The organism is Rhodoferax sp. GW821-FHT07F03 (assembly GCF_059418745.1).
In genome coordinates, this window is sequence record NZ_JBWKQM010000014.1 from 58,863 (window position 1) to 81,830 (window position 22,968).

The 22,968-nt window shown below is 57.2% G+C and carries 16 protein-coding genes and 1 pseudogene; 7 read left to right on the forward strand and 10 right to left on the reverse strand.

The window, feature by feature from the left end; genetic code table 11:
- Positions 1-5: 5 nt before the first annotated feature.
- The 7 genes from AC07R0_RS20905 to AC07R0_RS20935 all read right to left on the reverse strand — a co-directional run bounded on the left by AC07R0_RS20905 (position 6) and on the right by AC07R0_RS20935 (position 10,549).
- Positions 6-1,262, reverse strand: coding sequence for an MFS transporter (locus AC07R0_RS20905; protein ID WP_495106287.1), 1,257 nt, complete (start codon positions 1,260-1,262; stop codon positions 6-8).
- Positions 1,263-1,452: 190 nt separating this feature from the next.
- The gene (locus AC07R0_RS20910; protein WP_495106288.1) at positions 1,453-2,118 is read right to left on the reverse strand and encodes a response regulator; all 666 of its coding nucleotides are present in this window, start codon (positions 2,116-2,118) and stop codon (positions 1,453-1,455) included.
- The gene (locus AC07R0_RS20915) at positions 2,115-4,010 is read right to left on the reverse strand and encodes a type IV pili methyl-accepting chemotaxis transducer N-terminal domain-containing protein (protein WP_495106289.1); all 1,896 of its coding nucleotides are present in this window, start codon (positions 4,008-4,010) and stop codon (positions 2,115-2,117) included. The genes AC07R0_RS20910 and AC07R0_RS20915 overlap by 4 nt, the downstream gene beginning before the upstream one ends.
- An 804-nt stretch (positions 4,011-4,814) precedes the next feature.
- On the reverse strand, positions 4,815-5,621 hold the full coding sequence (locus AC07R0_RS20920) for an oxidoreductase (RefSeq protein ID WP_495106290.1): 807 nt from the start codon (positions 5,619-5,621) through the stop codon (positions 4,815-4,817).
- 51 nt (positions 5,622-5,672) lie between these two features.
- Positions 5,673-8,741: an efflux RND transporter permease subunit gene (locus tag AC07R0_RS20925; RefSeq protein ID WP_495106291.1), complete on the reverse strand. Its 3,069-nt coding sequence runs from the start codon at positions 8,739-8,741 to the stop codon at positions 5,673-5,675.
- The gene (locus tag AC07R0_RS20930) at positions 8,738-9,847 is read right to left on the reverse strand and encodes an efflux RND transporter periplasmic adaptor subunit (RefSeq protein ID WP_495106292.1); all 1,110 of its coding nucleotides are present in this window, start codon (positions 9,845-9,847) and stop codon (positions 8,738-8,740) included. Before AC07R0_RS20930 ends, AC07R0_RS20925 begins: the two co-directional genes overlap by 4 nt.
- An 84-nt stretch (positions 9,848-9,931) precedes the next feature.
- The gene (locus AC07R0_RS20935) at positions 9,932-10,549 is read right to left on the reverse strand and encodes a TetR/AcrR family transcriptional regulator (RefSeq protein WP_495106293.1); all 618 of its coding nucleotides are present in this window, start codon (positions 10,547-10,549) and stop codon (positions 9,932-9,934) included.
- A gap of 99 nt (positions 10,550-10,648) precedes the next feature.
- Here AC07R0_RS20935 and AC07R0_RS20940 point away from each other — a divergent pair, with 99 nt between their 5' ends.
- On the forward strand, positions 10,649-12,106 hold the full coding sequence (locus AC07R0_RS20940; protein WP_495106294.1) for an efflux transporter outer membrane subunit: 1,458 nt from the start codon (positions 10,649-10,651) through the stop codon (positions 12,104-12,106).
- 339 nt (positions 12,107-12,445) lie between these two features.
- On the opposite strand, the pseudogene AC07R0_RS20945 reads toward AC07R0_RS20940, so the two are convergent.
- A pseudogene (locus tag AC07R0_RS20945) lies at positions 12,446-12,597 on the reverse strand (3-oxoadipyl-CoA thiolase); the annotation flags it as partial.
- Positions 12,598-13,098: 501 nt separating this feature from the next.
- On the opposite strand from AC07R0_RS20945, the gene AC07R0_RS20950 reads away from it, so the two are divergent.
- A complete protein-coding gene (locus AC07R0_RS20950) occupies positions 13,099-13,845 on the forward strand; it encodes an SDR family NAD(P)-dependent oxidoreductase (RefSeq protein WP_495106295.1) in 747 nt (248 codons plus the stop codon).
- A 93-nt stretch (positions 13,846-13,938) separates the two neighbouring features.
- Positions 13,939-14,112 (forward strand): hypothetical protein, encoded by a 174-nt coding sequence (locus tag AC07R0_RS20955; protein WP_495106379.1) that lies wholly within the window; start codon positions 13,939-13,941, stop codon positions 14,110-14,112.
- Positions 14,113-14,553: 441 nt separating this feature from the next.
- On the opposite strand, the gene AC07R0_RS20960 is transcribed toward AC07R0_RS20955, so the two are convergent.
- Positions 14,554-15,183 carry a response regulator gene (locus AC07R0_RS20960; RefSeq protein ID WP_495106296.1) on the reverse strand — a complete coding sequence of 210 codons (630 nt, stop codon included), beginning with the start codon at positions 15,181-15,183 and terminating at the stop codon, positions 14,554-14,556.
- Complete coding sequence (locus AC07R0_RS20965; RefSeq protein WP_495106297.1) at positions 15,180-16,754, reverse strand: PAS domain-containing sensor histidine kinase; 1,575 nt, start codon at positions 16,752-16,754, stop codon at positions 15,180-15,182. Before AC07R0_RS20965 ends, AC07R0_RS20960 begins: the two co-directional genes overlap by 4 nt.
- A gap of 384 nt (positions 16,755-17,138) precedes the next feature.
- On the opposite strand from AC07R0_RS20965, the gene AC07R0_RS20970 reads away from it, so the two are divergent.
- The 4 genes from AC07R0_RS20970 (at position 17,139) to AC07R0_RS20985 (ending at position 22,964) form a co-directional block, all read left to right on the forward strand.
- Entirely contained in the window at positions 17,139-20,810 is a 3,672-nt protein-coding gene (locus AC07R0_RS20970) for a PAS domain-containing protein (protein ID WP_495106298.1), read from the forward strand.
- A gap of 247 nt (positions 20,811-21,057) precedes the next feature.
- Positions 21,058-22,227, forward strand: coding sequence for a methyl-accepting chemotaxis protein (locus AC07R0_RS20975; RefSeq protein WP_495106299.1), 1,170 nt, complete (start codon positions 21,058-21,060; stop codon positions 22,225-22,227).
- A 9-nt stretch (positions 22,228-22,236) separates the two neighbouring features.
- Positions 22,237-22,605 (forward strand): response regulator, encoded by a 369-nt coding sequence (locus AC07R0_RS20980; RefSeq protein ID WP_495097802.1) that lies wholly within the window; start codon positions 22,237-22,239, stop codon positions 22,603-22,605.
- A 35-nt stretch (positions 22,606-22,640) separates the two neighbouring features.
- Positions 22,641-22,964 (forward strand): STAS domain-containing protein, encoded by a 324-nt coding sequence (locus AC07R0_RS20985; RefSeq protein ID WP_495106300.1) that lies wholly within the window; start codon positions 22,641-22,643, stop codon positions 22,962-22,964.
- The last annotated feature ends 4 nt before the right edge of the window (positions 22,965-22,968 follow it).

The following is a 22,968-nucleotide window of genomic DNA, read 5'->3' on the forward strand; positions in this document are numbered from 1 at the left end:
GGTAATCAGGTCTGCAGGCCGAGAGTGGCCGCTTTGGGACCCATGACGTCACTGCGACGCACTTCGGTCCAGTACATCCAGATGAGGGAGACCCAGACCACGCCATACATCAGCATGAAGGCGCTGGAGCGGATGCCGGTCAGGTCCATCAGCGCGCCAAACAGGATCGGCAGCACAAAGCCGCCCAGGCCGCCGGCCAGCCCGACGATGCCGCTGATCGCGCCGATGTTGCTGGTGTAGTCGTCACTGATGTACTTGAAGACGCTGGCCTTGCCGAAGGCGAAGGCGATACCCAGTACAAACATCAGCCCGGTGAAGGCGTAGACGTTCAAGCCCAGATGGAAGGTCTTGGGGCCACTGGTGGTAGCAATGGTGAAATCGGTTTGCGGATAGCTCAGCAAAAACAGGCAGATCCAGCTGACCCACAGCACCCACCAGGTTACGCTGTGTGCTCCCCATTTGTCGGACATCCAGCCGCCCACGGCGCGCAGCACGCCGCCGGGCAGGGAGAAGCAGGCGGCCAGCAAAGCGGCGCTGCGGATCTCAAGTCCGAACTCGCCCACGTAGTACTGCACCATCCACAGCGACAAGGCGACATAGCCACCAAACACAATGCTGTAGTACTGGCAGTACTTCAGTACCCGCGGGTCTTTCAGCGCCTTGAGCTGCTCCTTGAATGTGACGTTGCTGGACACCAGGTGCGCAGGATCGCTGTAGCTGAGGAGCCAGAACAGCAGCACCGTGCCCAACATGATGGCGGCATAGACCTGCGGCACCATGGACCAGCCGAACGCCACGACCAGCGCTGGGGCGACAAACTTATTGACTGCCGCGCCGGAATTGCCTGCGCCATAGACGCCCATGGCAAAGCCCTGCTGCTGCTTGGGGAACCAGCGTGCCACATAAGGCGTGCCGACCGAGAACGATCCGCCCGCCAGGCCCACGAACAGGCCAATGCAGAGGAAGTGCCAGTACGCGGTGGCATACGACATGAGGTAGATGGCCGGGACCGTGATGGCCATCAGGATGGCCATCACGTTGCGGCCCCCAAATTTGTCGGTCCAGATGCCCAGGGGCACGCGGATCAGCGAACCGGTCAGCACCGGCGTTGCCATCAGCAGACCAAACTGCGTGGCATTCAGACCTAGCGCTTTCTTGATCGGAATGCCGATGACGCCGAACATCATCCACACCATAAAACACACGGTGAACGCCAGCGTGCTGACCATCAGCACCGAGAGCGCCTGCCCCTTTTTCGTCATGTCAAATCTCCTTCTGGACCTTGACTTGACTGTAGATTTGGCCGTCCGGGAACGGCATCCCTCTGAAGGATGGGCGCCCCTCCGCCTGAGGAACTAGGCGGGCAGCGGTGGGCGTAGTTCTGTAGAACTAAGCGGCCAGATAATTGATTTTGGTTTGCGCTGGATCAACCCGCGGGTTGCGCGGAAGGGGTTAAATCAGCCCTTTTTCCGTGGCGATGACGGCGGCATGGACCCGCGTACTGACATCCAGTTTGCGCAGTACATGCTGCACATGGATCTTGACGGTGGTTTCGGCAATGCCCAGGTCGCGGCCTATTTCCTTGTTGCTGGCGCCTTGTGCAATGGCGCGCAGAATGTCGCGCTCACGCGGCGACAGCGTGTCCAACAGTGAGGTTTGCGCCACGGGTGGCGCAGACACTCCGCGGTAGGCCGCCACCAGCTTGCTGGTCATTTCCGGGGCGATCACGCTTTCACCTTGCATGGCCCGGCAAATGCCGTTGATCAGCGCATCGCCCTCCGTGGTTTTCAGCAGATAGCCAGCCGCACCGCCACGCAGGGCGTGGGCCAGGTCGTTCGCATCTTCGCTGACGGTCAGCATCAGGATGCGGGCGCGCTGTGCGGCCTGCTGCAGGGCGGGCAGCGCGTCCACGCCACTTACGCCGGGCAGGTGGTTGTCGAGCAGGATCACATCAGGCTGCAAATCCTGTGCACGCCGCTGCGCCTCGCTGGCATCGCCCGCGTCGCCGACCACCAGCACACGGGCATCCCGTGACAACAGCGCGGCCAGACCACGGCGAAACAATGTATGGTCGTCCACGATCAGAACGCGGATAGGCAAAGCCGAGATATCGCTCATGGGATGGAGATAGTTTGCGCAGCCAGCGCTATGCCGGGGGCGGCTGGTGTGTGGGTGGGGGCCGGTAGCTTGGGCGTTGGCAACGTCAGAATCACAGAGGTTCCGTGCAGCGGAGTTGAAATAGTTTCCAGCACAGCATCCATACGCTGTGCTCGCTCCACCATGATGCGCATCCCCACATGCATTTCCTTCAACGGATGTTCATCCGATACAAAACCGATACCGTTGTCACGAACTTCAAATCGCCAGGTAGGTTGTTGCTGCACCTGCAGCCACACCTGGGAAGCGCGTGCGTGTTTGCGTACGTTGGAGAGTGCTTCCTGCACGATGTGCAACACCTGTATTTGTACATCGGGCGTCAACGGCAGGCCGTGGCCGGCGGCCATCGCCAGTTCGGTCTTGAGGCCGGTCTGGTGTTCGAACTTGCGCAAGGTGGTCGCCAATGCAGGTTCGATATCTTCGGCATTGGCCCGGGTGCGGAAGTGCATCAACAGCTCGCGCACATCGCCGTAGCACTCACGTACGCCGGTATCGATTTCTTCCAACACCAGTTGCACGTCCTCCGCCCTATTCGATTGCAAGGCATCGCGCATGAGCTGCACCTGGATCTTGAGAAAAGCCAGCGACTGCGCGATCGAATCGTGCAACTCCCGGGCAATAAGGTGGCGTTCTTCTGAAATGGCGGCTTCTTTTCCACTCGCATTGAGCCGTAGATTTTCCATGGCACTGGCCAAATGGCTGTTCAGTGCCTCCAGTAGAGACAGCTCGGCTTCGGATGGCGATACTTTGGCGTGGAACAGCAGATCCACTTCACCCATTAACCGGCCATGCAGGCGAATGGGCACATTGATCACGGTACTGAACCCTGCCTCAGCGCAATGTTTCAGCGCCGCCGGTTGCTGGGCATTGATCGGTATGACGCGCAACCTGCCATTGAAGATAGGCGTGCCGCAGTGACAATCACTGGCTTGCAGGCATTGTTCATCCTTCATCATGGAGGCGGGCAAACCGCTGGCGGCTAGCATCAGAAAGCGCTGGTTTTCCTGGTCGGACCAGCGTACCGCCACACCATCCGCATGGGCGATGCGCCGGATGCTTTGCGCAAAGTCTTGTGCCAGCTCGTCCAGAGATGTTGCCCGCGCCACCAATGCCGTAACTTCATACAGAGATTCCAGCCGCTCTCGTTTTTCCTCCAATTCAGCGGTTTTCTCCTGCACTTTACGTTCCAGGTTCCGGTACATCGATTGCAGATGTTCGGCCATACCGTTGAAGCCCTGTGCCAAAGTGCCAAACTCGTCGGACGTTACCGCTTCGACCCGTGCGCTGAGATCGCCAGCTTGGATTTTTTGTATCGCTTGTTTCAGATGATGAACGGGTTCAAGTACCAGCAGATAGCCGACAAAAAGCAATACTGCCGAGCCCACAACCGCGAGGCCCAAAATTCCAATCTGCAGCAGATGCAAGATGGCCGTCCAGCGCGTCAAATGCCTTTCAATTCCGGCCACAAAAACGTCGATATCGGCGGCAAATTGGACCGTGTCCGTACGCAAGGCTGGCATGGAGGCGGCTGGCTGGGACAGCCATTGGCTTTGAAAGCGCTTCCAATCCAGTTCTATCGTGGAAAAATGGGCAAGTATCTCCTTGTCCCAGGGTACAAAGAGCGGCCTCTCTGGCGCTCCAGTGCGCAATAGCGCCAGGCTTGTGTCAAATTCTTGAACCAGTTGTGCGAGTTCTTTCGATTCGCGTCTATCCACCACCAGGGCCAGGCGATATGCCTGCATGCGCATGCGGCCCGCTTCATTTACGGCCGCAGCCCCGCCGTCCAGCTGCCACGACACCCACAGCGTCGCAGCCGTTGACAGCAGTGCCATCAGCAGGAACGGTGCGCCCACCAAAGTCAGCTTGGCGCCCAGGCTCCAACGGCTACTTTGCGTGTTCATCGTGAATATCAGAATCAACGAGCATGGGTCTATTGTTAGGGAGTAATGCATTGCAGCATATACCCCCTAGGGAAGGTCCGCAAAACGCAATTCGTTGTGAGCTAATGTTGAACCTGTTTTACGGACGATGCCTGGCTCTCCACCACCCTCGACTATGTGCTGTCTTGCGACGGACTGCTGGTGTATCAAAGGAAGTGATTTGGAACTATGTCTATGAATCCCTCGGGGCAGCATGCTCAAGATTTTTTAAATGGTGGTTTCTGGATGTGAGTCGGGGTCACGCCTTTCTCGCTGTGACGGTGGGCAATGTATTAACGGGTAAATAGAAGGCAGCGGTTAACAGTGTCAAGCTCGCATGGCACAGATAGACTGCATCGAAGTCGACACGTTGCAAACTTGCGCCACTCAACAGCAGCACGGTAAAGGCCACGCCCTTGACGGAGCCTATTTGTCGCGTTGCCTGGTTGATGGCACTGCCTATGAATGGTTTGCGGAAAGCGTGGCCGGAAGGCGCCGAATGCAGCGAACAGCATGGTGCCATCCAGGGAGGCAAGAAGCGCCGCCATGCGGGCCACCCATAACACCGGCTATGGCGAAGCCGGGTTTGGGTGCAAGCTTGGCAAAGCCTGTTCCAGGCTGGCAAGCAAAAAATGATGGTCTTGTTGTCCGAGGCGGTGGGTTACCGATCAATTGATGCGCATGCCCCCTTAGAGTCAAGCCCCTTGATTGCTTGCAACGGGTAGAGGGGGAATCGATTCAGGTGAGTCCGAATGTCTTGCGCAGACCTTTTTCCACGGGGCCAGCGGGCATGAAGCGGCGCAGCTTGGCCAGAAGAGACGCCTCGCCTTTGGGTGTACGGCGCATCTTCCATGCTCCCAAAGCGGCATCGACAATCGTGGCGGCGACTCCATCGGGACTGGGTGCCTTTTGGACATTGTTCTGGATTGCCTTCGAGACGACGCCTAGTTCTTTGTCGTAGTCCGGGATTTTGGCCACGGTCTGGGGCGCGTTGAGATCCAGGTTGGTTTTGGTGAAGGATGGTTCGACAAGTGCCACGCGGATGCCGAATTGGCGAACCTCGTGGCCCAGAGTCTCGGACAGCCCTTCAACGGCATGCTTGGAGGCCGAATAGAGCGCCATGTACGGTGCAGGCAGAAAGCCCAACACCGAGCTGACGTTGACAATGCGGCCAGAACGCTGCTCGCGCATGTGCGGCAGCACGGCCTTGATGGTACGCAAGAGGCCGTAGAGGTTGGTGTCGAACAGCGTCTGAGCTTCGGCAATCGAGGTTTCTTCCGTCGCACCCAGTAGCGTCACACCAGCGCTATTGACCAACACATCGATGCGCTGGGCTTGGGCAATGATGGTCTGGATTCCGCGCTCAATCGATGCTTCGTCGCGGATGTCCATCTCAATGAGGGTAACACCAGGTATTGCCTGGGCTTTTGCCGTGTTGCGCACGGTGCCAAATACTCGGCAACCCTGCTGGGCAAACTTGATTGCGGTGGCGCGTCCAATGCCCGACGACACGCCGGTAATAACGACAACTTTAGAGTTCGACATGGCTGTTCCTTTTAGCTATTTAGGTAGGGGTGAATAGAGATAAATCACAGATCACTGGTGCGATGGGGCCGGCCGGATCTTGAACCAGATGGAATACATGGCCGGCAGGAACACCAGCGTCATGACGGTTCCCGCCAAGGTGCCGCCGATCAGCGTGTAAGCCAGCGTGCCCCAGAACACCGAGTGCGTCAGCGGCATGAAGGCGAAGATGGCCGCCAAGGCTGTCAAGATGACGGGCCGGGCGCGTTGCACCGTGGCCTCGACGACTGCTTGAAACGGCGCCAGCCCCTCCTGCTCGTTGTGGTGGATTTGTCCGATGAGAATGAGCGTATTGCGCATCAAAATGCCGGACAGCGCAATCAACCCCACCAGCGCATTGATGCCAAACGGTTGCTGGAACAGCAACAGCGTTGGTACCACGCCAGTCAGGCCCAATGGGCTGGTCAAGAAGACCATCACCATCGCGGACATGGACCGCACTTGCAAAATGATGATGAGCAAGGTGATCGCGAGCATGAGCGGGAACAGCGGCAACATGGCTTTGGTTGCTTTGGCGGATTCTTCAATGGAGCCAGCCTCCACTATGTGATAGCCACTTGGTAGCTTGTCCACGATGGGCTGGAGCTGCTTGGTGATGGCGGTCGACACGTCTGGCGGCTGCAAGCCATCGGCAATGTCGCCCCGCACGGTGATTGTCGGCACGCGGTCGCGCCGGCGAACGATAGGTTCCTCCATGTGCACCTCCACCTTGCCGACTTGTGACAGCGGAATGCGTTGTTCGTTAGCGCCGGCCAGCGTGAAGTCGCCAATCTTTGCCGGGTCGAGCCGGATAGCGCCAGCCGAACGGACCACCACCTGCACGGTACGAATGTCCTCGCGCACCGCAGTCACTGGCACACCGCTCAACAAGAATTGCAGCTGTTGCGCTACCGCGCTCGAGCTCAACCCCATCGCCTGCAAGCGGTCTTGCTGCAAGCTGAAGTGCAGCGTGGGTGTGCGTGTGCCCCAGTCGGAGTTGACCGTGCGCATCATCGGGCTGGCCGTCATGACTTGTTGCACCTCCGCAGCAATGCCGCGCAGCTTTTCCGGGTCTGGACCCGTCACACGGTAAGCCACAGGGAATGGCGAATACGGGCCGAATACCAGCTGGGTGACGCGAACCCGTGCTTCGGGCGCCAGTCCGTCGGCAATGGCCTGGCGCAGCCGGGTTTTCAGTGCGTCGCGCTCGCCCTGGTTGTCCGTACGGATGACGATCTTGGCAAACGACGGGTCGGGAAGCTCCGGCCCCATCGAGAAGAAGAATCGCGGCGCGCCCTGGCCGATGTAGGAGGTGACGATCTTGGCTTCCTCTTGCTTGGACAGCCAGGCTTCCACCTTCGCCGAAGCATCGCTGGTTTGCGTGATGGCCGTGCCATAGGGCATTTGTACTTCGACCAGCACTTCTGGCCGGTCGGAGATCGGGAAGAACTGTTTCTTCACCACGCCCATACCCAGCACGGACAGGACAAACAGTGCCACGACCGAACCAGCGACCAGCCATTTGCGGGCGATGACCTGACCCAGAACTTGGCGGAAACGGTTGTAGCGTGGTGTGTTGTACAGCGCCTCGTGTCCGCCTTCGACCTTTTTGACGTCGGGCAGCATCTTCACGCCCAGGTAGGGTGTGAAAACCACAGCCACCACCCAGGACGCGATCAGGGCAATGCCGACGATCCAGAACATATTGCTGGTGTATTCACCCGCAGATGACGGTGCGAAACCATTGGGCATGAAACCGACCGCCGTTACCAGCGTGCCCGAGAGCATGGGCGCCGCGGTGTGGCTCCAAGCATAGGCAGAGGCGGCTACACGGCTGTAGCCCTCTTCCATTTTCACTACCATCATTTCGATGGCGATGATGGCGTCGTCCACCAGCAGGCCCAGCCCCAGAATCAACGAACCCAGGGTGATGCGGTCAAAGTTTTTGCCAGTTGCCATCATCACTATGAATACCACCGCCAGCGTCAACGGTACGGCAGCAGCGACCACGACACCGACGCGCCAGCCCATGCTCACAAAGCACACCACCATGACCACCAGCAGCGCGGCAAAGAACTTGACCATGAACTCATCGACCGACGACTTGATGTTGACGGCTTGGTCCGTCACTTTGGTCAGGCCCATGCCCAATGGCATCTCGGCGTTGATGGCACCTACCTCGCTGTCCAGCGCCTTGCCCAAATCAAGCCCGTTCCAGCCGTCGCGCATCACGACGCCCAACAGCAAGGCTGGCTCGCCGCCATTGCGCACCATGAAGGTTGCCGGGTCTTCATAACCACGCCTAACGGTGGCGACGTCCGACAGCTTCAGCGTGCGGCCTTGTGCAACTACTGGCGTGTCGCGGATCTTTTGCAGTTCATCGAAAGCGCCATCCAGGCGAATGAATACCTGCGGGCCCTTGGTTTCAACCGACCCGGCCGGCGTCAGGGCATTCTGGCTATTGAGCGCGGTGAACACATCTTGCTGGCTGACCCCCAGCGTTGCCAAGCGTTCATGCGAGAACTCGACATAAATGCGCTCGGGCTGTTCGCCGATGATGTTGACCTTCTTTACACCCGCTACGTGCAGCAGCCGCTGGCGTAGCGTCTCTGCATCGCGTACCAGCAATCGCTGCGGCTCGCCCTTGGACTTGAGGGCGTACAGCCCAAAGGTGACGTCCGAATATTCGTCGTTGACCATGGGCCCGATCACACCGGAAGGCAGGTTGCCTGCCTCGTCGCCGAGCTTCTTGCGGGCCTGGTAGAACTCCTTTTCTACCTCCGCAGGGGGGGTGTTGTCCTGCAAGTTCAGAATAGTGAAGGCCAAACCAGGTCGCGTAAAGGTCTCGGTACGGTCGTACCAGCGCAATTCCTGCATGCGCTTTTCAAGCTTCTCAGTGACTTGGTCCTGCATTTCCTGCGCAGTGGCTCCTGGCCAGGCGGTGACGATGGTCATCGTCTTGATCGTGAAGGACGGGTCTTCTGCCCGCCCCAGCTTGAAGAATGAAAAAAGCCCCGCTAGCGAGATCAGGCAGATCAGAAACAAAGTGATGGAGCGCTCGCGTACAGCCAGCGCTGAGAGGTTGAAGCGGCCTTCGCTCATGGCCACACTCCCGCGACGGTGGTGACGGCCTGACCTGCCACCCGTACCGACTCACCCTCACGTAACAGGTGTGCGCCCAAGGCAACGATTCGGTCGCCTTGCTTGAGTGAACCCGTGACACGCGCACTATCGTCGTCCAGGTGCTGGACTTTGACCGACCGCCAGGCGACCTTTGCCGGCTCACCTGCGATAACCCAAACCCCCGGCCCTTTGCCAGCATCGAACAACGAGCCCATCGGAACCCGCACGCTTTCTTGCGCAGCGGACTGCACCTCAGGAATCTGGATCGTGACCGTGCTGCCCAAGGGGGCGTTGGACAGCTCCCCCTCGAGCACATACCTGGCTTCGAAGGTGCGGGTCTGCCGGTCTGCGGTATCCGACAACTGCCGGAGCTTGCTTGGAACGGTCACACCTTCTTTGCCAAAAAGCGCGGCCTGGCCGACGGAGCCGACCGCAGGGCGCAAGGTTTCTGGCAGCTGGACGATGGCTTCGCGGCGTCCGGCATGGGCCAGGCGTACCGCCACCTGTCCCACATTGATGACCTGGCCGGGTTCGACCAGCGTTTCCATGACGACACCATCGGCATCCGCCAGCAGTTCGGTGTAGCGGCTCGCGTTGCGCGCAACTTCGGCCTGGGCTTCCGCCGCATTCAGCTGGGCTTTGGCGGTATCGGCAGCCGCCTTGACCTGGTCGTAGGCTGACGCCGATATGGCACCGGTGCCGCGTAGATCGCGGTAGCGGGCCTCGTCCTCCGCTGTTTGCTGCGCCCGCGCCCGGGCGGCAGCGACAGCCTCCTGCTGCGCATGGACTGCCAGCTTCAGATCGACCGGATCGATGCGCATCAGCAGCTGCCCGCGCTTCACGGCTTGCCCGGCATCCACCAGCCGCTCCAATACCTTGCCGGCGACGCGGAAGCCCATATCGCTTTGCACCCGGGCGGCAACGCTGCCGGTGAAAGCACGGGACGCGGAGGCCGCGTTTTGCACGCTAGCAGCGCGCACCAGCGGGACTGCGGTGCGTGGGTCAGGTGGCGTCTTCTCGTTGCATGCGATCAATGCAAACGGCAACGCGGAAACAAGAACAGTGAAAGCGAGGCGGCGGCGCATAGAAATCCCGTAAAAAAACTAAACAGGATTTCATTGTGTTTCTAGTGACTAATATTGTCAATGGTCACAAACAATTTAGTCTTCTTATGGCGACAGACTGCGCAACACCAAGCTGGAAAGTTGGGTCGGTGCGGCTGCGGCGTAATCCAAGCTGTGCTGCAGCAACACCGGATTCAGGTAGGGCCGCAGGACCAATTGAATGGCCATAGCGGTCTCATCCAGCGGCGTTTTGTGCTCGAACTCCTCGCTCTCGCGCCCTTGGCGCAGGATGTCTTGCAGAATGGCCTGGATGCGCCCCTCGAACACGCGTACCGCCTCCCAGTGTTCGCTGGCGGCCGAGGCTGCAATGTCATGCAGCTTGCGGTTTTCAAAGAACAGGCGAAGGCTGGACTCGACCACGGCTTTGAACATACGCCTCAACTTTTCGGGGGCGCGGTCGGCCCCGTCCACCGCCGTCATGACATCTGCTTCGATCTGCTGCAGGCAATTTGCACAAATCACTTCGCCGATGGCCTGCTTGGATTCAAAGAACTTGTAGATGTAGGCCTTGGAAAACCCGATGGCTTTGGCGAGATCGGAGACTGTCGTCTTCTCGTAGCCATACAGGCGGAAGTGGTCGGTGGCCGCGGTGACGATCTGGTCCCGCACATCGTGATCGACCGGGCCGCGCCCCGTGCTCGCCGCAGTAGTTGCTTTATTCATATCCAACAGCTTAACCCTTGTCGTAAACTTGCACAGCCAGTGACCATATTGTAATATAGTCACAATCCAATTATTCAATCCACTTAGCGGAAGATGCCCATGCTAAAACGCACTCTCCTCATGCTGGCCATCGCCAGTCTTTCAGCCGGTTGCGCTGTCGGGCCGGACTATGCCCGACCCGACACGCCCATGCCAGATCGCTACCTGGGTGAAACGGCAGTCGCGCAACGGCATGCCAGCACGACAGCTGACCTGATTGTGTGGTGGGAGGGCTTTGGTGACCCGCAGCTGACTCGCTTTGTCACGCTGGCACTGGAGCAGAATCTGGACCTCGCGCAGGCGTCTACCCGCGTCGCCCAGGTGCGCGCCGGGCTCGGCGCCGCGAATGCCGCGTTGCTGCCTTCCGGCACCATCAGCGCCCAGGGTGCCCGGGCTTACCAATCGGTTGAAACGCCATTGGGGCAGGTCTTGAATGCAAGACCTGGGTTGGACCGTTATGGCAATGCCTATGAGGCCAATCTGGGCCTCGGATGGGAACTGGACCTATTCGGTGGCCTGCGCCGCGAGCGGGAGGCGGCCGTTGCCGAATACCAGGCATCGGAAGCCGGCGCGGCGGCAACACGCCTGGCGGTGGCGGCACAGACCGCCGATGTCTATATAGGCATCCGCGGACTGCAAACCCGCCTCGAGATTGCTCGGAAGCAGGTGCAGACACAGCAAGACCTGCTGTCCACTCTCCAACTGCTCTACAACAAGGGACTGGCCGCCGCGCTTCAAGTGCGCCAGGTCGAAGGCGCTCTGGCCCAGGTACGGGCATCTATACCAGTGCTCGAAGCGGGGTTGGATACCGCGATGAACGCGCTGGATGTAATGCTGGGCAAGTCGCCCGGTACATACCGGGCCGAGCTTGCCAATACAGGCGCTATCCCCAGCGCCCCGCAGATCGCGTCCACTGGCTCGCCGGGCGATCTACTCCGGCGCCGGCCCGACCTGATCGTGGCCGAACGCCGCCTCGCTGCGTCCAACGCGCGCATCGGCGTGGCCATCGCCGAGTATTACCCCAAGCTCTCGTTGAGCGGACTAATAGGCAGCGCAACCTCGGTGTCCAGCGGTAACCTGTTCACCAGCGGCGCCAGCCAGGCCGCCGGTGTGCTGGGCCTGCGCTGGCGCCTGTTCGACTTTGGCCGCATCAACGCGCAGATCGATCTGGCCAAGGGCCGGGAGGCCGAGGCGCTGGCCAGCTATCGGCTGGCCATCCTGCATGCGACGGAAGATGTGGAAAACGCGTTTTCGGCCCTGGTAAAACGCGAGGACCAGGCCGGCATACTGGCTGGGGGTGTGGATTCGTTCAGCCGAGCCCGGGGGGCATCGTTTGCGGCGTACCAGAAAGGCGTGGTCAGCATTGTCGAAGTCCTGCAAGCAGACGAGAGCCTGCTGCGTGCCTCCGATATGCGGGCGCAAGCGCAAACCGAATCCGCACGCGCGGCGGTCGCGGCATTCAAGGCGCTCGGCGGCGGCTGGCGCCCCCAGGAATCCGAGGCTGTAGCAACCCGATAGCGCTATACGTGTCGACCAAGAAGATATCTACATGTGAATGATTCATCACACGGCTACAACATGTGTCTCAGACTTCTGCGTTAATTTCCCGGTCGATCCTCTGTAGAAAAAACTTGTCTACGTCTTCTCTGTGCTCTATTTCAAATTTGAAAGGCTGCAAATCCGCATGGATCCTAGGAGACTGCTGACGACTTTAATTGCCCAGAATAACTGTTCTTTGTTATTAACATCGCGGCCATCGCACTAGCTTTTGGGCGTGTACTCGCCCCTCGAGGGAGTTTTTGAAATGGCTTGTCGCTGTGCCGTATGGGTTGTCCATAGTAATGCGAAGGCCAAGCAGATTCTTTCAAGAATTAGTGCAATACCTTGGTCCGTACCGATGCACATAGTGCTAAGTGCATAGCGCCCACCTGTGGCATGTAGGCGGTTGATGGCAATGATGGCTAGGAGGCGCTTGCATTCAGCGGGTGATCGATTGCAATGGCGCCGCCTCCCCAGCTCTGCGGCTATGTGCACAGAGGGATACCTTGGCGTTTGAGCTGGTGGATTTGGCATCGTTCTTCTTGGGCCAAGTGCGTATAGCAATGATGCAACGTTTGGGGCTGGCCGGTCACAACAGTACATCCAATTCACTCTTGACCCAACCCTCTTTCTTTGCGTTGCACTTCGTACTGGAATTCGCGTGATGCTGAATTCCTCCAAATACACACATCGACCAGCGGAGCGGAAGCCATTGACTTCCAGGAAGCGTGGGCCGAAGAAGGTGGGGAATCGGCTCTCAACAGTATTGCTTGCATGAAACCGAGTTCGCGCACCGTCTGGCGTGAAACTGCATAGACACATTCAGCAAGTACCGGATCTCAAAAAAATTTCATTTTCTTTTCTTTGATATTGGTTGTACCATGCAACTAGTTAAATCAATGACCTAGATGGGGTGAGTTGGTATGGAGGTACTTCAGCAGCAGAACGGCTTGCCTGTAAGGCGTGGTCGCATGGCGGGGCGCGTTGGATTGGTCACGGGTGGCGGCAGCGGTATTGGTCGTTCCACCGCGATCTGTATGGCGGACGAAGGCGCTGTGGCTGTTGTGATCGCTAATCGTCGTGTACATGAGGGGAGGATGGTGGCTGCCGAATGCCGTTCTTTAGGTGTGCAATCACTGTTTGTACAAACAGATGTCACGCGGGAGGAAGATGTGGCACGGCTTATCCAAACAACTGTGGAGTGCTTCGGCAGCCTGGACGTGGCGTTCAACAATGCGGGCTTTCAGGAGCGGCGCGCTCCAATTGAGGAGCAAAACAATAGTGTGTACGACAGTGTCTTTAATGCCAACGTGCGCTCGGTATTCTTGTGCTTGAAATACCAAGTGCCGGTTATGGCCGCACAGGGTGCTGGCCGCATCGTCATCAATGCCTCGGTCAGTGGTCTGCGCAATCCTAATCCGGGTCTGTCGTTGTATTCCGCCTCCAAGGCTGCCGTGATCTCCCTGATGCGTTCGGCTGCCATGGAATGTGCGCCGCGCGGTGTCCGCATCAACGCAGTGGCACCTGGGCGTGTGGTAACCGAAATGATGCTGGCGTCGGGTATCGCGGACATGTCGACCGTGGCCGCCTCTCTGCCACTGCGGCGCATGGGGAAACCAGAGGAAGTCGCCGAAGCTGTGGTTTGGCTGGCTTCGGATGAGGCTTCGTATGTGGTGGGGCATGTCTTGGCCACGGATGGTGGTTTCACCGCGTCTTGAGTCGTAGCCAGTGTTGACCTTGGGCGCCGCCGCAAATGGCCGAGCTGGAATGGGCTGAACATCGTTAGCGATGGCAGGGAGGGTTCATGTTTTCTGTTTGCAAGCGCGGAGGACACTGCCTTCGTGGCGCTCTCTGACTACGAAAGTCCGAAAACGCTAAAGTTGCAGAGGGACACAAAGTGCCCTGGCGTCATCAAAAAACCATTTCGCTCGTCGGGCATTCTCAGCATCATGGTACTGGCCAGGGCACCGCAGGGGTTTCAGTAACGCCAACATGGGAAAATTGAAAACCCTGAATCCACTATCAAGTCACGTCGCCAGATCGAAGGGGCGATCCGCGTGTTGGTGGACTACCAGCGCATGACCGAAGCTCGGGTGTACAAGCATATGCGTGAACGTGTTAACGGCCTACGCGTGACGATGGCCGAGGTGTTTGCAATGCTTCTTGAAACCCATGAAGCTACGGAGAAACGTGGGTATTCAAAGTCAACGTCGCGCAGTAGGCAGCGCTGATTGGTCAGCGTGTATTTCTTAGGGCAATGCTGAACAAGCGACTGAATTGAAAACTGATGCGCCGATTCGGGGCAGCAAGCTGCGGCGGAGGTTTACAGCATGTATCTTCATACAAATGAATCGACCCTCGTGGGGCCTAAGAATTGCATGTGGGTTTGTTCTGGATTCTCTTGTTCTTTATCAGAACATGGTTGCCTATTCAATCAAATTGAATTCGACGGCATAGCGAACTATTTCCGAGTTATTTTGAAATCCCATTTTCTGCATTAAACGCGCCTTATGGGTACTTACGGTTTTGTTGCTAATAGCCAACTCTGCTGCTGCTTCATTCACACTGAGGCCGTGTGCCAGTAGTTTAAGAATATGCAACTCCCGTTCGGAAAGTAGCTCATGTGGAGGTCGCTGTGTGTTGCCACTGCCTTCGAATACCATTTTTTCTGCCAACACTGGATCGATGAAGCGTCCGCCTAAGGTTACTTTGCGCATTGCCGCCAGCAAAATATGAGGGTGGCTGTCCTTGGTCAAATATCCGGAGGCGCCTGCTGTTAAGGCTCTGCGGGCAATTTGTGCCTCGTTGTGCATACTCAGTACCAAGATGGGCGGTGCTCCATCTTGCGCGCGAATGCGACTGATCAAATCGGCACCATTGATGCCTGGCATCGTCATGTCAAGCAATACTAAATCCAGTCCCCCCGCACGCACCGCGTCAAGCACTTGCCCGCCGTCTACGGCCTCTGCGACAACGTCCACCTCTCTGCTTAACGCAAATAATTGTTTCAAGCCTTCGCGTACCAAGGTGTGATCATCTGCAATCAATATTTTCATGCTGCTTCATACATTATTTTAGGAATGGGGAAATGCACTTGTATGGCCGTGGCGTGGCCTGGGGCGCTTGATATGCAAAGGTCCCCCCCCAGCATAAGTGCTCGCTCCCGGATGCTGAGTAGGCCAAATGATTTTTCTTTGCGTATGGTCGGATCAAAGCCTTGGCCATTGTCCCGCACCTCAAGTAGGTAGTTGCCTGCATTGCGTTTCAAGGTCACCTTTACTTGGTCGGCTTGAGCATGTCTTCCGATGTTGGTGAGAGATTCTTGCACGATGCGAAAGAGGGCAGTGGCGCTCTTATCGTCTAGATGAATGTCTGCATCGGCGATGTGCAGATTGCATTGCAGTCCCGTTTTTTCGGAGTACTCGCCTACGAGCCACTCTAGCGCAAATATGATCCCCATATCGAGTGCAGCCGGGCGTAGCGATGTCACCACGTTGCGAACTACTTTGATGGTGGAATCCACCATTGCGATTAAGCGTTGTGTTCTTTCCCGTAACGCGGGGTTATCGCCGCCGAACTGGAGATTTATTACGGAAACACCCATACGCAATGCCAGAAGATATTGCCCCATTTCGTCATGGATTTCGCGCGTCAGGAATTTACGCTCTTCTTCTCTCGCAAACTCGTTGCGGGCCGCTAATTGACGCAACAAACGTTGCGATTCCTCAAGGTGACTTTCCATTCGTTTGCGCTCGGTGATATCGCGGGCGACGACGACGAAACGCGATTCCTGCCCTGAGTATGTTGGTTTGCGAGACACGGAGAGTTCGAACCAGCATGTGCCATGCGTTAGAGATAATTTAAATTGCTTACCTGTTGATCCCCCGTTTTTATAAGCTTCGTTCAATGCTGACATACAAATATCTGCAGCATCAGGTGGAAGTACATCACGCACAGTTTTGCCAATGAGAATTTCTGCGGGTGCTATCAGCAAATCGGTGCGAGGAGAATGAAAATCGTAGTATCGACCATCCAGTCCTAACACGAACAACGGGTCCGGGATTGCATCAAGCGTAGCCAATAATTGGTTTTTGGATCGCTGCACCTGCATGTTGAGCTCTTCCAGCATGCGATGGGAGCGCCGCATGCGCAGAAAAAAATATAAGGTACCGAGAAGTGCGAAGCTGCCGCCACAAAGGGCTGTCCAATGCAGGCGAGAGTAGAGCACACGCTGCCGGAGTTCCGCATCTAGTTCTTTGTTGCGACGCGTCAATTCGTCGACTTCTCGCTGCTTGCTTTCGATTGCGTAGCGCTGAGCAGGGTCCATCATGCGCGTGTCCGTTTTTTCTTTGTCCACTTCGACAGCAGGATCGGATGCTTCAACGGAGCGTTGATAGGTTATTTCCGACGCGCTTGTGGTTGCGATGGAGGCGGCCTGTTTGGTCCGTGTGTAAGCCTGTTTCGTATCAGTCAGTCCGGTAGTGACATTGACCTGCGATTGGTTGTATGCATGCTGGCTGTTTGCTAGGACCGAGCTGGAAACATAAAGGCTAGAGGTCCCAGTTAACGAAAACCACAACACGAGTAAAACATTGCTCCTGCGGCTTCGTCCTAGAGGGGTGGACATTCCTGTAGGAGTTGGGAGGGCAGCATTATGAAAATTATCCATTCTTCAGCATGGCGGAGGGTGGCGAATTGTTTGAAGTGCCTAATGTGGCCCGTATATCGGAGCGATAACAGGGTGAGTTCTTCCCAGAGGACTCGCCGCGCGAGTTGTATATTCTCTGTTTTTGGTGTGTTGCTTTAGCTGTAAAAAATCACACAATTGCGCTCAATCGACTGTAAGGTGGTCAACGCGCATAAAGCGGATGCTAAAAATGTGCGCCCAGCTCTATGCGGGTCGGTATGCATCGGAATTTTTTAGGACTCGTTAGAAGTTGTTCAACAAGCGGCCATATGATCGTCCAGCGCGCGACACCTATGCGCCGAGATTTCCGATCTTTAACTGGGTTTGGAATCCTTACAATCCATCCAATCTTTGTTTCAAGAAGAAGACGAACTGATCATGACGACGCGGCCTTCTTCTCGCCTGTGGAGTTTGGCTTTCGTTTTTTCCATGCTGGCGCTTGGCATCGGGCTAGTGGCGCTTGCTCTGGTGATATGCGTCTTCTTGTTTTCTCGTTCCACCGGCGGCATGGTCGCGCTGCTCGGGCTTGTAGCCCTACCCGTTTTGAGCATGTGGCTGTTGTATGTTGCAATCGTCCGGTATACGGGGCGTGTTACTGCATATCTGGATGCGCTGTCAACCGAAGGGGGCATTCAGTCGCCGGCTTTGCCGCCGATTCTGGAACTTTGGCGCTTAAGTGACTGGGTTGTAGAGCGTCAACGCATGGAAGTAGAGTTGCGGCGTAGCGAACAGGGCTTTCGCACGCTGGTCGAGAATCTGCCTGACCCCATTTTCCGTTACGACAGCGATGGCCGCCGTACCTATGCCAGCCCGGCGGTAGAGCGCATTACCGGCAAGAAGTCGGCTCAATTGGTGGGGCATGCCCCCCAAGACGTGCCACTTGCCACCGTGCCGGAGAACGAGAAGTTGCTGCGGGATATCCGCTATGTTCTCGCCACCGGTTTGTCGATTGTGGGCGAAGTGGAATACTGGGCACCGGATGGTCGGCTCATACACTTTCAAAATCATTTTGGCCCGGAGTTTGCCGCTGATGGTTCCGTGGTGGGCGTGCTTTCGATCATGCGCGATGTCACCGAACACCGCAGTCTGGAAGACGCACTGGCCGTGCGTGAACGCAGTTTCCGCACCCTGGCGGAAAACTCGCCTGATTTCATCTGCCGTTACGACCGGGGTTGTCGTCGCCTGTATATGAATCCGGTAGTCGGCAGAATGACCGATAGGCCGGTCGAAGAGTTAATCGGCAGTTCACCCGCTGATGGCGCGCTACTGGTTTCCGAGCAAAGCCGGAATCTGATGCAAGCGATCCACCAGGTATTCGACAGTGGCGAGTCCGCATATACCGACCTTGACTATGTCGACCGGGACGGTCGGCACCACGATTACCACATGCTTCTGGTACCCGAGTGGGGCGCAGAGGGGCAGGTGGAATCCGTGCTGACCCTGGCCCGCGACATCACAGAGGTGCGCGATGCCGAGCGCCGGATGTCCCGGTTTTTGTTCAAGATGCCCGGTTTTGCCTATTCCCTGCGCGTCTCGCCCGAAGGCCATTTCAGTATGCCCTTCGCTAGCGCTGGCATCAATGAACTTTATGGACTGCAGCCCGCAGATGTACGGGACGACATAGCATCACTGCTGAAAATGACGAGCCTCGAAGACCTGCACCGGGTTAAGAGCGCTTACGCGGATGCAGCCTATACGATGGCGCCGATCCAGGTGGAGTATCGCGTGCGGCGCCCTGGTTGGCCGGAGCGCTGGCTGGAGACGCGCTGTACCCCCGAGCGCGAAGCCAACGGCGGTCTCCTTTGGCATGGCATTGCGCTGGAAATTACCGAGCGCAAGCGTATGGAACAGGTGCTCGCTATCCGCGAGCGGGAATTCCGTACCCTGGCCGAGAACTTGCCTGACCACATTGTTCGCTACGACCACCAACTCCGCGTACAGTACGCCAATCCGGCAATGGCATCGGGTGTTGCCGCGGACCTCCTACCGGCACGGGGCAACACGGTTTGTGACGTCGGAGAGACGACTGCATACCGGAGCCTGCTTGAATGTGTCATGGCCACGGGCGAGCCTGCCGAGTTGGAGCTTCCAGTTTCGCACCCCAACGGCGAAATCCGTGTTCACCATGTCCGCATGGTCGCTGAGTACGACGATGATCAGATCGTCGGCGTGCTGACCATTGGGCGTGATGTGAGTGAACGCGTGAAGGCCGAGCAAACCATCCGTAATCTGAGCGCCGACTGGAAGGCCACCTTGCAGGCCCTTCCTGATTTGCTGTTTGAAACGGATATCAACGGCACCTACCTTCAGGTATGGGCGCACACCCCTGAGTTATTGGCGCAGCGCAAAGAACTTTTGCTTGGGCGCACTTGCGCCGAAGTTCTGGCTCCTGATGCGACAGCGGTCGTCATGGCGGCCCTGCGCGAAGCGCATGAGACTGGTACATCTTATGGTCAGGTCATGCGCCTAGCACTTCCTGATGGCGAGCACTGGTTTGAATTGTCCATTTCCAGGAAAGCCCACCCCCAAGCGGATAGTCCTCGTTTCATCCTGCTTTCGCGAGATATTAGCGAACGCAAGAATACCGAACGTGCTCTTGAGGAAGCCCGCAACCGTTTGCTCGGTGTGCTTCAGAGTATTCCCGACCTCGTCTGGCTGAAGGATGTGGAAGGGCGGTATCTTGTGTGTAACCATGCATTCGAGCGTTTTTTTGGTGCACCAGAGGCGGACATTATTGGTAAGACCGATTATGAATTCGTTGATTCCACGTTAGCCGACTTCTTCCGCAGCAAGGATAGGGCGGCAATGGAAGCGGGTTGTGTTTGCTTGAACGAAGAATGGGTCACCATGGCAGACGATGGTCGTCGGGCACTACTCGAAACTCGCAAGGTGCCTTTGTACGCATCCAATGGTGAGGCCGTTGGCGTGTTGGGTATCGGGCGGGATGTCACCGAACGTAAGCGCCTTGAGTCCGAGCTGGTCCGTCGGGAAAGTGAGTTTCGCTCCCTGGTCGAAAACTCTCCCGACGTCATCGTCCGCTACGATGTAGAAGGTCGTCGCATCTACTGCAATCCGTCCTATTCGGGTGTATCGGGCGTGCCCAGTGCAGAACTCCTGGGCAAGACCATGGCCGAATACTTCCCCTTTCCAGTGGATGTTGCCAGCACCTACAGCGACTTGGTCCGGCGGGTGATTGACAGCGCACAAGTCGGCGAATTGGAACTGAACTGGCGTCAAGAGGACGTTCCTGTCTGTTTTCATATCCGTGTCAATCCTGAATTCGACACCACTGGACGGGTGATGAGCGTACTTGCGGTCGGGCGCAATGTTTCCACTCTTAAGCAAGCCGAGGAGCGTTTGCGCAAGTCTCACGATATCCTGCGCGCGTTGGCGGCGCACCAGGAAACGGAGCATGAAAAAGAACGTCAGGACCTAGCCCACCAAATTCACGAAGATTTGGCCCAGAATCTCTCGGCGCTACGCATGAACCTTGCATTGTTTGAGATGAGTGGTGACGTCAGTCTGTTATCCGCGATGCGTGGCATCGCGAATAGCAGCATTGCCCGCATTCGGGATATTGTTTCAATGTTGCGCCCTACCGTGCTTGATTTGGGGCTGATCCCTGCGCTGCGCTGGCTGAGCGATGATTTCAAGGGCATTGGGCTGCAGTTCGAGCTGGATCTGCAGGAGGATATTCAGCTGTGCGGAGAGGTATCCGTCTTCTTGTTTCGTGCTGCGCAGGCAGTCCTGATTAACGTGGTTCTGCATGCTGTCGCGACGCGGGTCCATATGTTGTTCCAAGCTAGCTCGGATCTCTGTTGCCTGACAGTCCGAGACAATGGCTGCGGCTTCGACACAAGTGCACCGCGCTCTGAAAAAGCTTTTGGCCTGATAGGTTTATCCGAGCAGGCGCGTCATTTGGGCGGAGAACTCTCGATTGACTCCGCACCCAGCATGGGCACCGTGGTGAAGATCTGTGTTCCGTGTCGGGCGTAAAGTCCACAGCATGACGGGATGATCCTGCTAATCGCTGCTGATGGGGAGCCGGCAGGTCTGATTCGAAGGTTTCCTTGGTGATGCAAGCCCATCATTCGGAATGCCCTGATATTTCCTAAGCATTTCCTTACACTCAAATCAAGAGTGCCTGATAGCGCATTCTTTTGAGTTCGTTCATCCTCCGCATTTGGGGGTTGTCCGACAGCCCCACTAAACGACCACGTAAGGTAATGGGGACTGGACGAGCATGCGAATGAAGGTAAGTGGGCGTGGTTATTACAAGGCGATGCTGCCCTGTTTTTTGTGTGGTGCTGTAGGTGTAATCGCCCCTTGGGCACCTGCCGGCATCTCGCCGCTGGTTCTGACAACTGGCGTAGCCGTGGTCACGGTTGTTTCGGCTTGGTGGGCGGTCCGGCTAAGCAAAGCGGTGAATCGGTACCAGCAGACAAAGATTCGGGCCCAGTCTATTGATGGCTTGAAGCAGCTGTGCATGGAAGTCCTGCCCATCTGGTCGAGCCAGATCGAGATGGCGCGTGACCAGACCGAGCAAGGCATCAATGATTTGGCAACCCGCTTTGCGAACCTGTCCCAGCGCCTCGAAGCCGCGGTATGCGCATCACACGTCAGCGCGGATGGTGACGGTGCAACCAAAAGCATCGTGACACTTTTGATCGCCAGTCAGACCGAACTCAACTCCATCGTCGCCTCACTTCGCCTCAGTCTCAAGGAAAAAGACGAGCTTCTACACGAGGTGCAAGGACTTTCCCGCTTTACCGAAGCGCTCCAGCAAATGGCGAAAGACGTAGGCGCCATCGCCCAGCAGACCAATTTATTGGCTATCAATGCCGCCATTGAGGCGGCGCGTGCTGGCGCAGTGGGGCGTGGTTTTGCCGTGGTCGCCACGGAGGTGCGCATGCTGTCCCAGCAGTCAGGCGAAACTGGAAAGCGGATCGCTGACACCGTTGAAACAGTCAATAAGGCGATAGCTAACACGCTCAAGATATCCAACCAATACGCTGAGCAGGATGCGCAGATGGTGTCCCATTCGGAAGGGGTGATCGAGCGCGTACTGGGGCAGTTTCGTGGCACGGCGACCGACCTGGACGAATCTGCCCAGGTATTGCGCCAGGAGAGTCAACTCATCCAGGGTGAGATCAGCGAAGTGCTAGTGGCGCTCCAGTTCCAGGACCGTGTCAGCCAGATGCTCAGCCATGTCCGGAACGACCAGGACAAGCTGAGCGTCGCGCTGGACGAGAGCGCAAAAAATCTCGCCGTAGGCGTCATGCCGCAGCCCGTGGATTCCGTCGCCTGGCTGGAAGCGCTCGCCAGTACGTACACCACGCAGGAGCAGTATGCGGCGCACAGTGGCGGTAGCGGACAGGCTCCAGCAAGTTCAACCGAAATTACTTTTTTCTAGGAGATAGATGTGGCCAAGACCATTTTGATTGTGGATGACTCCGCCTCTTTGCGGCAAGTTGTCAGTATTGCCCTCAAGGGGGCTGGCTACGATGTCATTGAAGGCTGTGATGGCCGTGATGCCCTGGGCAAACTCAAGGGTCAGAAAGTTCACCTCATCATCAGTGACGTCAACATGCCCAATATGGACGGCATTACCTTTGTCACCGAAGTCAAGAAGTTGCCTGCCTACAAATTTACACCCATCATCATGTTGACCACCGAAGCGGGTGAAGCTAAAAAAATGGCAGGCCAGGCTGCAGGAGCAAGGGCATGGGTGGTCAAACCCTTTCAGCCCGCGCAAATGCTGGCCGCAGTCGCGAAACTGATCTTGCCCTGAGCGGCATGCAGCCATCCCATCCTGAGGAGCTCTGCATGGAAGTGACCGTGGAACTTGCCGCGGGCGGCCTATCCCGCATCACCATAGTCGGTGAGATGACGATCTACAACGCTATGGAGTTGAAAGACAAGCTCCTGCTCTCGTTGGCACAGTGCGAGACCGTAGAGATGAACTTGGTTGGCGTCAGCGAAATCGACTCCGCTGGCTTGCAGCTGCTGCTCATGCTCAAGACCGAAGCGGCGGTGCGCAATAAGACCCTGAGTATTACCAGTCATAGCCCGGCGGTACTGGATGTATTGGACCTCTGCGAGCTTGAAGGTTTTTTTGGTGACAACGTTCTGGTCTATCCACAGAAATAACAAC

Coding starts and splice junctions, on each gene's coding strand:
- AC07R0_RS20905 (WP_495106287.1), bottom strand. CDS start 1,262: ATGACGAAAAAGGGGCAGGCGCTCTCGGTGCTGATGGTCAGCACGCTG.
- AC07R0_RS20910 (WP_495106288.1), bottom strand. CDS start 2,118: ATGAGCGATATCTCGGCTTTGCCTATCCGCGTTCTGATCGTGGACGAC.
- AC07R0_RS20920 (WP_495106290.1), bottom strand. CDS start 5,621: ATGTCGAACTCTAAAGTTGTCGTTATTACCGGCGTGTCGTCGGGCATT.
- AC07R0_RS20925 (WP_495106291.1), bottom strand. CDS start 8,741: ATGAGCGAAGGCCGCTTCAACCTCTCAGCGCTGGCTGTACGCGAGCGC.
- AC07R0_RS20930 (WP_495106292.1), bottom strand. CDS start 9,847: ATGCGCCGCCGCCTCGCTTTCACTGTTCTTGTTTCCGCGTTGCCGTTT.
- AC07R0_RS20935 (WP_495106293.1), bottom strand. CDS start 10,549: ATGAATAAAGCAACTACTGCGGCGAGCACGGGGCGCGGCCCGGTCGAT.
- AC07R0_RS20940 (WP_495106294.1), top strand. CDS start 10,649: ATGCTAAAACGCACTCTCCTCATGCTGGCCATCGCCAGTCTTTCAGCC.
- AC07R0_RS20950 (WP_495106295.1), top strand. CDS start 13,099: ATGGCGGGGCGCGTTGGATTGGTCACGGGTGGCGGCAGCGGTATTGGT.
- AC07R0_RS20960 (WP_495106296.1), bottom strand. CDS start 15,183: ATGAAAATATTGATTGCAGATGATCACACCTTGGTACGCGAAGGCTTG.
- AC07R0_RS20965 (WP_495106297.1), bottom strand. CDS start 16,754: ATGTCCACCCCTCTAGGACGAAGCCGCAGGAGCAATGTTTTACTCGTG.
- AC07R0_RS20975 (WP_495106299.1), top strand. CDS start 21,058: ATGCGAATGAAGGTAAGTGGGCGTGGTTATTACAAGGCGATGCTGCCC.
- AC07R0_RS20985 (WP_495106300.1), top strand. CDS start 22,641: ATGGAAGTGACCGTGGAACTTGCCGCGGGCGGCCTATCCCGCATCACC.